This is a genomic window from Phaeovulum vinaykumarii (genome assembly GCF_900156695.1).
In the GTDB taxonomy this organism is placed as follows: domain Bacteria; phylum Pseudomonadota; class Alphaproteobacteria; order Rhodobacterales; family Rhodobacteraceae; genus Bieblia_A; species Bieblia_A vinaykumarii.
This window is the reverse complement of the sequence record NZ_FTOM01000010.1, coordinates 72,974-87,016: the sequence shown is the minus strand read 5'-3', so window position 1 is coordinate 87,016 and position 14,043 is coordinate 72,974. Positions and strand designations below refer to the sequence as shown.

At 67.5% G+C, this 14,043-nt stretch carries 12 protein-coding genes; 4 read left to right on the top strand and 8 right to left on the bottom strand.

Translation table 11 applies throughout. The features are described 5' to 3' along the window. Positions 1-279 precede the first annotated feature (279 nt). Positions 280-708 carry an RrF2 family transcriptional regulator gene (locus tag BW949_RS15165; RefSeq protein ID WP_076367571.1) on the bottom strand — a complete coding sequence of 143 codons (429 nt, stop codon included), beginning with the start codon at positions 706-708 and terminating at the stop codon, positions 280-282. A gap of 129 nt (positions 709-837) precedes the next feature. On the opposite strand from BW949_RS15165, the gene BW949_RS15160 reads away from it, so the two are divergent. After that, on the top strand, positions 838-1,320 hold the full coding sequence (locus tag BW949_RS15160) for an Lrp/AsnC family transcriptional regulator (RefSeq protein WP_076367553.1): 483 nt from the start codon (positions 838-840) through the stop codon (positions 1,318-1,320). A 17-nt stretch (positions 1,321-1,337) separates the two neighbouring features. Here BW949_RS15160 and cobT read toward each other — a convergent pair whose 3' ends face one another. After that, positions 1,338-3,230, bottom strand: coding sequence for a cobaltochelatase subunit CobT (gene cobT / locus BW949_RS15155; protein ID WP_076367551.1), 1,893 nt, complete (start codon positions 3,228-3,230; stop codon positions 1,338-1,340). A gap of 127 nt (positions 3,231-3,357) precedes the next feature. Next, complete coding sequence (gene cobS, locus BW949_RS15150) at positions 3,358-4,332, bottom strand: cobaltochelatase subunit CobS (protein WP_076367549.1); 975 nt, start codon at positions 4,330-4,332, stop codon at positions 3,358-3,360. 204 nt (positions 4,333-4,536) lie between these two features. Here cobS and BW949_RS15145 point away from each other — a divergent pair, with 204 nt between their 5' ends. After that, entirely contained in the window at positions 4,537-5,577 is a 1,041-nt protein-coding gene (locus tag BW949_RS15145; RefSeq protein WP_076367547.1) for a DUF808 domain-containing protein, read from the top strand. Between the two features lie 73 nt (positions 5,578-5,650). Here BW949_RS15145 and BW949_RS15140 read toward each other — a convergent pair whose 3' ends face one another. After that, positions 5,651-6,274: a J domain-containing protein gene (locus BW949_RS15140; protein WP_076367545.1), complete on the bottom strand. Its 624-nt coding sequence runs from the start codon at positions 6,272-6,274 to the stop codon at positions 5,651-5,653. 174 nt (positions 6,275-6,448) lie between these two features. On the opposite strand from BW949_RS15140, the gene BW949_RS15135 reads away from it, so the two are divergent. Both BW949_RS15135 and BW949_RS15130 read left to right on the top strand, forming a co-directional pair. Then, positions 6,449-6,724, top strand: a complete 276-nt coding sequence (locus tag BW949_RS15135) for a BolA family protein (RefSeq protein WP_076367543.1) — start codon at positions 6,449-6,451, stop codon at positions 6,722-6,724. A 232-nt stretch (positions 6,725-6,956) separates the two neighbouring features. Continuing rightward, positions 6,957-8,255, top strand: coding sequence for a DUF3422 family protein (locus BW949_RS15130; RefSeq protein ID WP_076367541.1), 1,299 nt, complete (start codon positions 6,957-6,959; stop codon positions 8,253-8,255). Positions 8,256-8,342: 87 nt separating this feature from the next. Here BW949_RS15130 and BW949_RS15125 read toward each other — a convergent pair whose 3' ends face one another. From BW949_RS15125 to BW949_RS15110, 4 genes are all read right to left on the bottom strand, one after another. After that, a complete protein-coding gene (locus tag BW949_RS15125) occupies positions 8,343-9,449 on the bottom strand; it encodes a TRAP transporter substrate-binding protein (protein WP_076367539.1) in 1,107 nt (368 codons plus the stop codon). Positions 9,450-9,766: 317 nt separating this feature from the next. Further along, positions 9,767-10,873, bottom strand: coding sequence for a TRAP transporter substrate-binding protein (locus tag BW949_RS15120; protein WP_076367537.1), 1,107 nt, complete (start codon positions 10,871-10,873; stop codon positions 9,767-9,769). Between the two features lie 451 nt (positions 10,874-11,324). Continuing rightward, a complete protein-coding gene (locus BW949_RS15115; protein ID WP_076367535.1) occupies positions 11,325-12,431 on the bottom strand; it encodes a TRAP transporter substrate-binding protein in 1,107 nt (368 codons plus the stop codon). 387 nt (positions 12,432-12,818) lie between these two features. Then, the gene (locus BW949_RS15110; RefSeq protein WP_076367533.1) at positions 12,819-13,646 is read right to left on the bottom strand and encodes an arginyltransferase; all 828 of its coding nucleotides are present in this window, start codon (positions 13,644-13,646) and stop codon (positions 12,819-12,821) included. Positions 13,647-14,043: the final 397 nt, after the last annotated feature.

The following is a 14,043-nucleotide window of genomic DNA, read 5'->3' as shown; positions in this document are numbered from 1 at the left end:
CTCGCGCACATCAGGGGAAAACTTGTTCGTGGTCTTGCTCATGATGCTCCATCCTACTCAAGAGTTGGAGCCTCCGGCAAAACCGGCGCGGTTCACTCTGCCGATCCGAAGCGTGAAAGACATGGCCTGTCCTTTCCTGATGGCGTCGGCGGCAACGGGCCAGGGCCGGGATCATTCTGCCTGTCCGGGGCCTGCGTCGACTATCACCAAAATAACGACAGGGTTACTCGTGATTATAAAGGGAAGAGATCTGCTCTTCTTGCGCCGGATCGGGGAAGATCATTCTCCCGCGGGGGGCTCGGGCAGGGGAAAGCTGCGGATCGGGGTCGCGTCCTTTTGCAGATCGGCCAGGGTCAGCGATTCGATCATCAGGATATAGGCCGCGTAGAACCCCTCGAAGACGGCGCGCACGCGGCAGGTTTCCTCGTCGGTGCAATCGTCGCAGCGCTGATAGGCGCGGCGCGACAGGCAGGGCAGCGGCGCCAGCGGGCCGTCGATCAGCCGCAGCACCTCGGCCAGCGAGACCCGCGCGGGATCCTTGATCCGCTCATAGCCGCCGTTGCGTCCGCGGCGGCTGCCGATCAGCCCGGCGCGCTTGAGGCCCAGCAGGATGTGTTCGAGAAACCGCTTCGGCGCGCCCGCCTCGGCCTTTTCGTCGGCAAGCACCATCAGCGCCTTGAGCGCGTATTTGGTCTTTTGCGCGATCATCCGTGCGGGGGGGGCGAAAAACGCGACTATCACGGTCAACATTTTGTGGAAATATGTCATGCTGTGGGGGACACGGGGTCATGCGGCCCCGGCTGGCCTCGAAAAGGAGGCACCGTCTCGTTCGACTGGATGGATCGGAAGATCCTCGATATCTTGCAACATGACGCGACCGTGCCAATCGCGCGCATCGCCCGCCAGGTGGGGCTGTCGCAGACGCCCTTCTGGAAGCGCATCCGCAAGCACGAGGCGGCCGGGGTGATCCGCGCCCGTGTCGCGCTGCTTGATCCCGATGCGCTGGGTCTGTCGCTGACCGCCTTTATCCTGCTTGAGGCGGCCGATCAGAGCCCCGAGTGGCGGCAGGATTTCCTGGCCGCGATGGACGGGTTCGAGGCGGTCTGCGAGGTCCATCGCCTGGCCGGCTGTCATGACTATCTGCTGCGGGGGATCGTGCCCGACATGGCCGCCTATGAGCGCTTCAACGACCAGCTGACGGCGCGGGTGCGCCTGCGCCGCGTGAACCTGCTCTTTGCGCTTGAAAAGCTGCGCGGCTGCACCGCGCTGCCGCTGGGCGGTCACGAAACCGATCCGGCGGGCGCGCTGAACGCGGGCTGACGCGGGCAGGGGGCCCCTCAGTAGCTGCGCTTGCTCAGATGGGCGCTGTAGAGGCCCATGGCGCGGGCGCGCGCGCGCGGGTCGGGATCAAAGAGCGCGGCCAGCTGTTCGGTCATGGCGCCGGCCAGCTGTTCGACATCGGTGATCGTGACCGCGCGCTGATAATAGCGCGTCACGTCATGGCCGATGCCGATGGCCAGCAATTCCACCGCACGGCGGCGCTCGACCATGTCGATCACATCGCGCAGGTGCTTTTCGAGATAGGCCGCGGGGTTGACCGACAGGGTGGAATCGTCGACCGGCGCGCCATCCGAGATGACCATCAGGATCTTGCGCGACTCCGGCCGCACCAGCATCCGCCGATGCGCCCATTCCAGCGCCTCGCCGTCGATGTTCTCCTTGAGCAGGCCTTCCTTCATCATCAGCCCGAGATTGTCGCGCACCCGCCGCCAGGGCGCATCGGCGCCCTTGTAGATGATGTGGCGCAAATCGTTCAGCCGGCCCGGCGTCTGCGGCCGGCCCTCGGCCAGCCAGCGTTCGCGCGCCTGCCCGCCCTTCCAGGCGCGGGTGGTGAAGCCCAGGATCTCGACCTTGACCGAGCAGCGTTCGAGCGTGCGCGCCAGAACGTCGGCGCAGATTGCCGCGATCGAGATCGGCCGGCCGCGCATCGAACCGGAATTGTCCAGCAGCAGCGTCACCACCGTGTCGCGGAATTCGGTGTCGCGCTCGATCTTGAAGGACAGCGGCATGGTGGGGTTGGCCACCACCCGCGCCAGCCGGCCGGCATCGAGGATGCCCTCCTCGCGGTCGAATTCCCACGACCGGTTCTGTTGGGCCTGAAGGCGGCGCTGAAGCTTGTTGGCCAGCCGCCCGACCGCGCCCTTGAGCGGGTCAAGCTGGGTGTCGAGATAGGCGCGCAGCCGTTCAAGCTCGGCCGGTTCGGCCAGATCCTCGGCGCGGATTTCCTCGTCGAATTCGGTGCAGAAGGCGCGGTAATCGGGGTCGGCCTCGGACCAGGGGGCAGGGCGCGGGGGCTCGGGCGGGGCCTCGGCCTGGGGGGCCTCGGTCTCTTCCTCCAGCTCGCCGTCCGAGGTGCTCTCGGGGCCGATGCGGGCTTGCTGCTCGTCGTCTTCCCGGGCCTGCTCGCGCTCGGGCTGGGCGTCGTTGTCGGCCTCGCCCTCCTCGTCCGAGGCGTCGTTGTCCTGGGTCTCGGGGGTCTCTTCGGCGTCTTCGGGCGGCGCGTCCTCGTCCTCGTCGCCCTCGGGGTCTTCGCCCAGCTGGTCGCCGTAGCCCAGATCCTCGATCAGCTGCCGCGCCAGACGCGCAAAGCCCGCCTGATCGGACAACACCTGGGAGATATCCTCAAGGTGATCTGCGGTCTGGGCCTCGATGAAGGGGCGCCACAGTTCCATCAGATGCGCCGCCGCCGGGGGCAGGTCGCGCCCCGTGGCCAGATGGCGGATCAGGTGGCCCGCGGCCAGCGCCAGCGGCGCCTCGTTGGTCGAGCGCAGCTGGCCGTGGCCCTTGCGCTCGGCCTCCTGGCCCAGACGCGCGAAGATATTGGACAGCGCGCCCGGCATCTCGCGCGCGCCCAGGGCCTCGCAGCGGGCGGTTTCCATCGCGTCATAGAGATCGCGCGCCATGTCGCCGGGCGGCGCGAAGCGGGCATAGGTCTCGGGGTCCTGATGGCGCAGGCGCATCGCCATGGCATCGGCGGTGCCGCGCGCGGCCAGGATCTCGTCGCGGGTCATGCGGCGCGTCACTTGCGGCAGGCGCATCGCACCGGCGGCCATGCCCGGCGGGTCGACCGAATAGGTCACGCTCAGCTCGCGGTGATCGGACAGCGCGCGGGTGGCATCGGCCAGCGCGCGCTTGAACGGATCGGCGGGGTTGTCGATGGGCTTGCTCATGGGGCGCTCACGCGGGGGGGCTGGCCGAGGCCGTGCAGGCCGGGTGCAGGCAGAGCGGTGCCAGTCAGACCGGGGGCAGGCTGGCCGAGGCCGTGCAGACCGGGGGCAGGGGGTGTGAGGCGGCGCATCAGCGCGCCGCGGTCACGGCCGCGCTCTCGGGCAGTTCCTCGTCGAAGAGGCGCTGATAGAACTCGGCCACGGTGGCGCGCTCAAGCTCGTCGCACTTGTTGAGGAAGGTCAGCCGGAAGGCATAGCCGACATTGCGGAAGATCTCGGCGTTCTGCGCCCAGGCGATCACCGTGCGCGGGCTCATCACGGTGGACAATTGCCCGTTCATGAAGGCGGTGCGGGTCAGATCGGCCACATGCACCATCTGCGCGATCGTCTTGCGGCCCTTCTCGGTGTTGTAATGCGGGCATTTGGCCAGCACGATCGCGGCCTCGGCGTCATGGGACAGATAGTTCAGCGTGGCCACCAGCGACCAGCGGTCCATCTGGCCCTGGTTGATCTGTTGCGTGCCGTGATAAAGGCCCGTCGTGTCGCCCAGACCCACGGTGTTCGCCGTGGCAAAGAGGCGGAACCACGGGTTCGGGGTGATCACCTCGTTCTGGTCAAGCAGCGTCAGCTTGCCGTCGGCCTCGAGCACACGCTGGATCACGAACATCACATCCGCGCGGCCGGCGTCGTATTCGTCAAAGACGATGGCGGTGGGGTTGCGCAAGGCCCAGGGCAGGATGCCTTCGTGGAACACGGTGACCTGCTTGCCGTCGACCAGCTTGATCGCGTCCTTGCCGATCAGGTCGATCCGGCTGACATGGCTGTCAAGGTTGACGCGCACGCAAGGCCAGTTCAGCCGCGCGGCCACCTGTTCGATATGGGTGGATTTGCCGGTGCCGTGATAGCCCTGGATCATCACGCGGCGGTTGTAGGCAAAGCCCGCCAGGATGGCCAGCGTGGTGTCGGGGTCGAACTTGTAGGTCTCGTCCCGATCCGGAACGCGCTCGGTGCGCTCGGCAAAGCCCTTGACGCGCATGTCGCTGTCGATGCCGAACACCTCGCGGACAGAGATTTCTTCGGTGGGTTTTGCGGTGTGATCGAGCATCGCGGCATCCTTTCCTGATTGGGGCGGAGTCTTGAACCATCGCCCGTGGCCGTGCAAGAGGGCGATTGCAGTCTGTTGGTCCTCTGCCGCGCCTGCTGCGCGGGCCTGTTGGTTGTCTGCCGCGCCTGCTGCGCGGGCAGGCCACGGGTTGCGAAGGCGTCGCGCGCCTCCTACCTTGGGCCAAACCAGCGGGGGACAGCAGGCATGAGCGGGCTTCTGGCGCTTCTCGACGATGTGGCGGGGATCGCCAAGATCGCGGCGGCCAGCGTGGACGATATCGCCGGGCAGGCGGTGACCAGTCTCGATGATATGGCAGGCCAGGCGGCGCGCGCGGGCACCAAGACCGCCGGCGCGCTGATCGACGATGCGGCGGTGACGCCGAAATACGTGCATGGCTTTGCCCCCGCCCGCGAATTGCCCATCGTCGGCAAGATCGCGCTGGGGTCGATCCGCAACAAGATCGTGGTGCTGTTGCCGCTGGCGCTGGTGCTGTCGGCGTTTGCACCCTGGGCGGTGATGCCGCTTCTGATGCTGGGGGGCGCCTATCTGTGCTTCGAGGGCGCCGAGAAGGTCTGGCATCTGATCCGGCCCGCCGCCGCGCATGCGCATGCGGCTGCCGCCGCGACGGCGGGGGGCGATCCGCTGCGCCTGGAACGCGCCAAGGTCGCCGGCGCGGTCAAGACCGACTTCATCCTGTCGGCCGAGATCATGACCATTTCGCTGGCGGCCTTGCCGCAGGGTCAGCCGGTCTGGATGCAGGCCGGCGCGCTGGCGCTGGTGGCGGTGGGGGTCACGGCGCTGGTCTATGGCGGCGTGGCGCTGATCGTGAAGGCCGATGACGTCGGGCTGTGGCTGGCGCAGCGGGGGCGGTTTCGTCTGACCCGCGGGGTCGGGCGCGGCATCGTGCGGGTGATGCCGGGGTTCATGACCGCGCTGATGATCGTGGGCACGGCGGCGATGATCTGGGTCGGGGGCTCGATCCTGATCCACGGGCTGCACGAACTGGCGCATCTGCCCGCGCTGCATGGGCTGGGGCTTGAGGCGCCGGCAGAGTGGATCGCGCAGGCTGCGGCGGCGGCCGCGGCGGCGCTTCCTGCGACACTGGCTCAGGCGGGCGGGACGGTCGCCTGGATCGTCACCGCCTTTTTCGACGGGATCTTCGGGCTGGCCGCGGGCTTCGTGATCCTGCCGCTGGCGCTGGGGGTGATCGCCCCGCTGACGCGCCTCTTCAAGCGGGGCGGCTGACGGCGGCCCCCCCAAGGCCGCCCTTGCGGTCGGCCCCGATCAGGCCCCGCCAGACCTCAATTGACGCCCGACCTCACTTGAAGTTGCGGCTGTCCTTGATCTGGTCCCAGGCCCAGACGACCTGTTGCAGCATCTCTTCCTGGCTGCGGTCGCCGCCGTTCATGTCCGGGTGAAGAACCTTGATCAAGGCCTTGTAACACTTGCGGATCTCGGCCTTGGACATGGTGTCGCGCGCCTCGAGGATCTCGACCGCGCGGCGCTCGGTCGGGGGCAGCTTGCGCCCCAGGCTCTTGCCGGGGTTCTGCGTGGCATTGGGGCCCAGGATCTCCATCGGATCGTTGACCCCATGGCGCGCCCAGGCGCGGTCTTCCTCGGCGGCGCGGCCGAAGGGACGGGTCGGGCGCTCCCAGACGGTGGCATTGTCCAGAAAGGCCTGGAATTCCTCTTCGGACTGACCCTGGAAGTAATTCCAGTTCAGGTTGTATTCGCGGACATGTTCCTTGCAGAACCAGTAGTAATCATCCAGCTTCTTGGGCGATTTCGGCGCGCGATATTGCGCGGGCTCGTTGCAGCCCTCGCGGTCGCAGATGCGCGTCGATGTCTCGAACGCGCCCGACATGCCCCGTTTGCCGCGTGTCCGACGTTTCTTGTCGGAAGCGGCGGAGATGTCGAAACCGAAGGGATCGTTCCTTTTCATGCGCGTCTCTCGCCTGATGTCTTGACCGTCTGCCACCGAACCGCCCTGATGGGGGCCGGTGGCGTGACCGAGCCGCCCCGCACCGCGATGGAAAAGCGGCGGCGAACGGGGTTCCCGACTCGGGGTGCCGAGTTTAGGGTTTTTGAGATGAGACGGAAGGGGGATAGCGGAAAAATGACAGCATCCGGATCGAAGGCGGACGAGATTGCCGCCGCGCTGGCGGTGCTTGCGCCGCTCTCTGTCGAGGTGATCGACGAGAGCGCGCGCCATGCCGGCCATGCCGGGGCCCGCCCCGAGGGCGAGACGCATTTCCGCATCCGGATGCATGCGCCGGCGCTGGCGATCAAGAGCCGGCTGGCGCGCGAACGTGCCGTGCATGCGGCGCTGGGGCCGGATCTGATCGCGCGCATTCACGCGCTGACCATCGAGATCGACACCCGCCCGGCCTGAGGGGCGCGCGTTCGGCGCCCGTTCCGGCGCAGGACGGGACAGAGGTCGGGGAGGGGGGCCGCCCTTGGGGGCGCGTTCTTGCGTGACCAATCGGCCACGCCCCGCGCGCTTGCGCGTTACGGCGGCGGGGGGCCTCTCTTTTCGCGGCGGCCCCGGCACCCTAGGTAATCAGCAAGACCTTTGACGACCTGCGATCCCATTCCCTTCCGCGAACCAGATTGGACGCCCGCCCATGACCCCGGTCGAAGACCATCCCCTGCGCTATCCGCTCGTCAACGAGCTTCACGCCCGGCCCTTTCCCACCCAGGCGGTGCCCGGCCATGCGGTCTATCTGGCGCTCAAGGAGCCGAAGGACGCCGCCAACCGCGACCGGGCGCATGATTACCACCACCTGGCCGATCTGCTGGAACGCTTCGGCGGCGCCAAGCCCACGCCGGGGGCCACGCATCACTCCTGCCAGCTGGGCCGGCACGAGCTGAAATGGGAAAGCCACAGCGAATTCGTGGCCTATCTGGCGGTCGGCGCGGGCATCTCCGAACGGCCCTTCGATCCGGTCGAGACCGAGATCTTTCCTGCCGACTGGATCGAGGACGGCCCCGGCCGCCGTCTGGCCGCGATCCAGGTCCGGGTCGAGGAAATGCCCGAAGATCCCGCCCGCATCGAGACGCTTCTGGACAAGTGGTTCGTGCCCGAAAGCCTGTCCTGCGCGCAGGTGCTGGAAGGCGCGGCCGTCATCGCGGGCGATTTCCGCATCGACCCGGCCGGGCAGATGCGCTTTGCCGTCTTCGTGCGTCCGGGCACCGGCGCGGGCCGGGTCGGGCGCATCGTCCAGCGTCTGTGCGAGATCGAGACCTATCGCGCCATGTCGATGCTGGGGCTGGGGCGCGCGCGCAGCCTGAGCGAGCGTCTGTCGGCGCTCGATCCCGAATTGTCGGCCATGGTGTCGTCGATGACCGAAAGCACGGCGCGCGCCGAGGAGACGCTCCACCAGCTGCTGCGGATCTCGGCCGATCTCGAGGCGCTGGCGGTCCAGCATTCCTTCCGCTTCGGCGCCACCGCCGCCTATGAGGCGATCGTGCATGACCGCATCGCGCTGATGCGCGAGACCCGCTTCATGGGGCGGCAGAAATTCTCGGAATTCATGCTGCGCCGCTATGATCCGGCGATGCGCACGGTCAAATCCGCCGAGGCGCGTCTGAACGCGATGCTGGAACGCGCCGCGCGGGCGGGCGAATTGCTGCGCACGCGGGTCGATGTGGAACGCCAGGCCCAGAGCCAGAAGCTTCTGGCCAACATGGACCGCCGCGCCGATATGCAATTGCGGCTGCAACATACGGTCGAAGGGCTGTCGGTGGTGGCGATCAGCTATTATGCGCTGGGGCTGGCCACCTATCTGGCCTATCCGGTGGCGGAAGCCTACGGCATTTCCAAAAGCTATGTGATGGCCGGTCTGGCGCCGCTCTGCGTGGCCGGGGTCTGGGCGTCGATCTGGCGCATTCGCCGGCGGATGGAAGCCCAGGCGCCGCATTGATCGCGGCCGCGACCGGTGCTGCGGTGATGGCCGCGGTCAGGCAGGAAGGCCGGGCCCGCGACCAAAGGGTGCGGGCCCGGCCGGGTGTCAGAGCGCGCCCTTGCGCTGCTGGATCATCATGAAGGTGTCGAAGTTGTATTCCGACAGCTGCATCCACAGATAGGCGTCCTTGCGGAAGGCCATCTGGCTGTCATAGACCTTCTTGAAGGCCGCGTTGGTGGCGTTGATCTCGGCATAGACCTCGCTGGCGGCCTGGAAACAGGCGTCCAGGATCTCCTGGCTGAAGGGACGCAGCTGCGCGCCATTGGCCATCAGCGAATTCAGCGCCGCGGGGTTCTTCCAGTCATAGGAGGCCATCATGTCCTGATTGGCGGCCTCGCAGGCGGCCTGGAGCGCCACGCGATAGGCCTCGGGCAGGGCATTGTAGGCATCGTTGTTGAACATCGCATGCAGGCACGCGCCGCCTTCCCACCAGCCGGGGTAATAGTAATAGGGTGCGACCTTGTAGAAGCCCAGCTTCTCGTCGTCATAGGGGCCGACCCATTCGGTGGCGTCGATGGTGCCCTTTTCCAGCGCCGGGTAGATGTCGCCGCCGGCGATCTGCTGGGGCACGCCGCCCAGCCGTTCCAGCACCTTGCCGCCGAAGCCGCCGATCCGCATCTTGACCCCCTTGAGGTCGGCGACGGTGGTGATCTCCTTGCGGAACCAGCCGCCCATCTGCGCGCCGGTGTTGCCGCAGGGAAAGGCGGTCAGGTTGTAGGTGCCGTAGAATTCGTTCAGCAGGTCGTTGCCGCCGCCGTAATAGAACCACGCGTTCTGCATCCGCATGTTGAGGCCAAAGGGCACGGCGGTGCCGAAGGCGAAGGTGGGATCCTTGCCCCAATAGTAATACGAGGCGGTGTGGCAGGCCTCGACCGTGCCGTTCGACACCGCGTCCATGGCTTGCAGGCCGGGCACGATCTCGCCGCCGGCAAAGACCTGGATGTTGAACTTGCCGTCCGTCATGCCGCGCACGAAATCGGCCATGGTCTCGGCGGCGCCATAGATCGTGTCGAGCGATTTCGGGAACGACGAGGTCAGCCGCCAGGTGATCTTGGGGCTTTCCTGCGCCAGCGCCGGGGCGGCCAGCGTGCCGGCGGCGGCCGCGGCGCCCGAGCCGACGGCGGCCTTCTTCAGGAATGAACGACGGTCCATGGATGTCCTCCCTTGGGTTCTTGTGCGGGCCCCTCGGCAATGCCCGCCGCCGGATGCGCGGCGGGCAAAGTCCTCCCCGGTGCCCTGCGGGTCACATTACCCGGCTTGCAAACCCTGTCCAGCCCTGCCGTGGGCGCATGGCGGATTTGCGCATTTATAATAGGTCGTGGCCGTCAATTATACAGCCAGGGGTTGAAATGTCGCGCCAGCAACAGCGCCCCCAAGGGCGGGCAGACAGGCAAACGGGCGGGGAATGACCCCCGCCCGCGCGGCGTGATCGCGCGCCCGTGCCGTTTCCCGGCCGGGCGCCGCGGGCGTCAGATCTTGCCCTGACGCTGCTGGATCATCATGAAGGTGTCGTAGTTGTATTCCGCCACCTGCGTCCACAGGTAATGCTCGCTGCGGAATTCCTTGATCGACGCCCAGAGCTTGGCGAATTCCGGGTTCGTGGCTTCCATCTCGGCATAGACCGCGTTGGCGGCCTCGAAACAGGCGTTCAGGATCTCCTGGCTGAAGGGCCGCAGTTGCGCACCATTGGCCACCAGCGATTTCAGCGCCTTGGGGTTCAGATAATCGTATTTCTGAAGCATGTTGGCATCCGCGGCCTGGCTGGCGGTGCGCAAAAGCGACTGATAGGCCGGCGGCAGGCCCTCGTAGGCGGCCTTGTTGAACATGAAGTGGACCGTCGGGCCGCCTTCCCACCAGCCGGGGTAATAGTAATAGGGCGCGACCTTGTAGAAGCCCAGCTTCTCGTCGTCATAGGGCCCGACCCATTCGGTCCCGTCGATGGTGCCCTTTTCCAGCGCCGGGTAGATGTCGCCGCCGGCGATCTGCTGGGGCACCAGGCCGAGGCGCTCCATCACTTTGCCGGCAAAGCCGCCGACCCGCATCTTGAGGCCCTTGAGATCCTCGACCGTGTTGATTTCCTTGCGGAACCAGCCGCCCATCTGGGCGCCGGTGTTGCCGCCCGGAAGACCGACAAGGCCCTGCTTGCCCAGGAATTCGTTATAAAGATCAATGCCGCCGCCGTGGTATTGCCAGGCGTTGATGGCGCGCGCCGAAAGGCCGAAGGGGACGGCGGCGCCCAGCGCCCAGGCCGGATCCTTGCCCCAGTAGTAATAGCCCACCGTGTGGCAGGCCTCGACCGTGCCGGCCGCGGCGGCATCGGCGGCCTGGAGGCCGGGCACGATTTCCCCGCCGGCAAAGACCTGGATGGTGAAATTGCCGTCGGTGGCCTCGGAGATCATCTTCGAAAGCACCTCGGCGCCGCCGTAGATGGTGTCGAGCGATTTCGGGAACGACGACGTGAGACGCCACGTCACCTTGGGCATGGCTTGCGCGATGGCGGGTGCGGCCAGCGTGCCGGCGGCGGCCGCGGTGGTCGAGCCGATGGCGGCTTTCGTCAGAAATGAACGGCGATCCATTGGGTTCTCCTCCCCCTGTCTGGTGTGAAACGGCGCCTTTGGGGCGCCAGATTCGAGGGCCATCTTACGGCGTTGACCCGTGGTGTCCATGCCGCCGCGCCGCAGCGTTCCCGGGGCCGGGACGAGGTGGGGTCGCGCTGGTGCGGCGGTGTTGGCGGGCAAGGGCGGGGAGAAAGGCGGAGGGGCCTGGCTTCGCGCCATCGAGGCCCGAAGCCAGGCGGCGGCCAGGGGCCGCGGTCTGCGGATCGTGGCCTTTTGCGCGCGGGTGGCGCGGTCGAAGCTTGCGTGCGCGGTCGAACAGGGGGGCGGCGCGCCTTTGTGCGCGCGCCGGCCTTCGGGCCTCGATGGCGCGAAGGCCGGCTCCCCCCTCAAACGCGCACGGGCGGAGGTTCTTCCCCGCCCGTGCCCATGTCGATCATGTGGTGCGGGCCGCGTTCCGGCCCCGCGCAGCTCAGAGCTTGCCCTGGCGCTGCTGGATCATCATGAAGGTGTCGTAGTTATATTCGGCGACCTGCGTCCACAGGTAATGCTCGGCGCGGAAGTCCTTCATCGACCCCCAGAGCGTGGCGAAATCGGCGTTTTCGGCCTCGATCTCGGCATAGACGTCATTGGCGACATCGAAGCAGGCGCCCACGATCTCGGGCGAGAAGGGGCGCAGCTGCGCGCCTTCGGCGACCAGCTTCTTGAGCGCGCGCGGGTTCTCGTAATCGTATTGCTGGAGCATGTTGGCATCGACCGCCTGGGCCGTGGTGCGCAGAAGCGACTGATAGGCCTTGGGCAGGTCGTCCCAGGCCTCCTTGTTGAACATGAAGTGGACAGTCGGGCCGCCTTCCCACCAACCGGGGTAATAGTAATAGGGCGCGACCTTGACGAAGCCCAGCTTCTCGTCGTCATAGGGGCCGACGAATTCGGTGGCGTCGATCGTGCCTTTCTCGAGGGCGGAATAGATGTCGCCGCCGGCGATCTGCTGGGGCACGAGGCCGAGGCGCTCCATGATCTTGCCGGCAAAGCCGCCGACGCGCATCTTGAGGCCCTTCATGTCTTCGAGCGTGTTGATTTCCTTGCGGAACCAGCCGCCCATCTGCACGCCGGTATTGCCGCCGGGGAAGCCGATCAGGCCCTGCTTGCCCAGGAATTCGTTGTAAAGATCGATGCCGCCGCCGTGGTAGTGCCAGGCGTTCATGCCGCGCGCGGACATGCCGAAGGGAATGGTCGAGGCAACCGCCCAGGCCGGATCCTTGCCCCAGTAGTAATAGCCGACCGTATGGGCCATCTCGACCGTGCCCGCGGCCACCGCATCGGCAGCCTGAAGCCCGCCCACGATCTCGCCCGCGGCAAAGGACTGGATCTGGAAGGCGCCGTCGGTGGCCTCGGCGACGCGGCGGCCGAATTCTTCGGTATTGCCGAAGAGCGTGTCGAGCGATTTCGGGAAGGACGAGGTTTGCCGCCAGGTGATCCGGGGCATCGCCTGGGCCAGCGCGGGGGCGGCCAGCGCGGTGGTTCCGGCGGTCGCGGTGGCGCCGAGGGCGGCCTTTGTCAGGAAGGAGCGGCGGTCCATGGGTCTGTCCTCAAGTTCGGGTCGGTAAATCAGGTCGGTCGCAAGGGGCGCTGCGCGCGCCCCCGAGTCGCCGCGCGACCTTACGCTTTGCGGGGGGGCTGTCCATGCGTGATCGCGCGGGCGGGACAGGCTGACGCGTCCCCAGGGGCGAAGCCCGTGCGCGGGGTGCATGCCCGCCTTGCGTCCGCGGAATTTCGGGGCGGGGGAGCCGGTCCGCGCGCCATCGAGGCCCGCGGCCCGGCGCGCGCCCAAGGGCGCGGGGGACGCCCGGCCTTCGGCGGCGCTGACCGATCTGCGCAGGCGCCGGGGTGCTGAGGGAGGCGTGTGGGGATGCTGGAGGGGGCGCTGTGGTCTCGGGCCGGGCGCGGGAAAGGGCGCGCCCGTGCCTCAGCCGCGGCTGTCGGGCAGCGAGATGCGCGCCACCTGTTCGGCGATGGGCGGCACCGCCAGGGGGTGGTGTTCCTCGACATGCGAGGCCGGATCGCCGATCGGCTGCCACACCCCGCCCTTGTAGATCTCGAGCCCGGAGAAGCGCGCCTTGTAGCCCATCTTGCGCGAGCCGGGCACCCAATAGCCCAGATAGACATAGGGCAGGCCCGCGCGGCGCGCGATCTCGACGTGATCGAGGATCAGATAGGTGCCGAGCGAGGCGGCCTCGAGCGTCGGGTCGTAGAAGGAATAGACCATCGACAGCCCGTCATCGAGCACATCGGTCAGCGACACGGCCACCAGCGGGCGGCCGGCGTTGCCCTCGGGGCGGGCGTGGCGATATTCGATCACCCGCGTCTTGATCGGCGTTTCCTCGATCATCGCGGCGAATTCGAAGATGTCCATGTCGGCCATGCCGCCATCGGCGTGGCGGGCCTCGAGATAGCGGCGGAACAGGCGGAATTGTTCCTCGGTCGCCCAGGGGCTGGTGGCGGTGCGGCGCAATTGCGCGTTGCGGTGCAGGATGCGGCGTTGCGTGCGCGAGGGCTTGAATTCAGCCACGTTGATGCGCGCCGACAGGCAGGCGGCGCAATCGGCGCAGGTCGGCCGATAGAGCACGTTCTGCGACCGCCGGAACCCCTGCCGCGACAGCGCGTTGTTCAGGCGTTCGGCGCCCTCGCCCTGAAGCGCGGTGAACAGCTTTCGCTCGGCCCGTCCCTCGACATAGGGACAGGGTTGCGGCGCGGTCACGTAGAACTGCGGAGCGAGCGGGAGCGTATGGCGCATGTTCGGGCGGACTTCGGACGGCGACGCGTGGGAAAGGGTGAGGGGCCGGAGGAAAAAGGGTGGAAGGACGGCGGTCGGGCACCGTTCACGGGCCCGGATGCGGCCAACGCTATCAACTTGCCCACGCCGCGCCAAGGAAATTCGCGCAGGTCATTGGGAATGCTTGCATCAAGGCGGCGGGCGGCCCGCGATTGGGCGTGTGCCGGGGCCTGTCCGGGTGCCTGTGGGGCGGGGCGGGCCCCGGTTTTACCGGGGGCGATGCTGTGCGGCGTCATGCCAGGCGCCTTCCCGCGCCAGATCTGGCGCCAGACCCCGCGCCGGCACGACCGGGCAGGGATCGTGCGCGCCCACCCACGAACGCGAAACGCCCGGAGGGCCGTGCCTCCGGGCGGGTCCG

Coding starts and splice junctions, on each gene's coding strand:
- BW949_RS15165 (WP_076367571.1), bottom strand. CDS start 708: ATGATCGCGCAAAAGACCAAATACGCGCTCAAGGCGCTGATGGTGCTT.
- BW949_RS15160 (WP_076367553.1), top strand. CDS start 838: ATGGATCGGAAGATCCTCGATATCTTGCAACATGACGCGACCGTGCCA.
- cobT (WP_076367551.1), bottom strand. CDS start 3,230: ATGAGCAAGCCCATCGACAACCCCGCCGATCCGTTCAAGCGCGCGCTG.
- cobS (WP_076367549.1), bottom strand. CDS start 4,332: ATGCTCGATCACACCGCAAAACCCACCGAAGAAATCTCTGTCCGCGAG.
- BW949_RS15145 (WP_076367547.1), top strand. CDS start 4,537: ATGAGCGGGCTTCTGGCGCTTCTCGACGATGTGGCGGGGATCGCCAAG.
- BW949_RS15140 (WP_076367545.1), bottom strand. CDS start 6,274: ATGAAAAGGAACGATCCCTTCGGTTTCGACATCTCCGCCGCTTCCGAC.
- BW949_RS15135 (WP_076367543.1), top strand. CDS start 6,449: ATGACAGCATCCGGATCGAAGGCGGACGAGATTGCCGCCGCGCTGGCG.
- BW949_RS15130 (WP_076367541.1), top strand. CDS start 6,957: ATGACCCCGGTCGAAGACCATCCCCTGCGCTATCCGCTCGTCAACGAG.
- BW949_RS15125 (WP_076367539.1), bottom strand. CDS start 9,449: ATGGACCGTCGTTCATTCCTGAAGAAGGCCGCCGTCGGCTCGGGCGCC.
- BW949_RS15120 (WP_076367537.1), bottom strand. CDS start 10,873: ATGGATCGCCGTTCATTTCTGACGAAAGCCGCCATCGGCTCGACCACC.
- BW949_RS15115 (WP_076367535.1), bottom strand. CDS start 12,431: ATGGACCGCCGCTCCTTCCTGACAAAGGCCGCCCTCGGCGCCACCGCG.
- BW949_RS15110 (WP_076367533.1), bottom strand. CDS start 13,646: ATGCGCCATACGCTCCCGCTCGCTCCGCAGTTCTACGTGACCGCGCCG.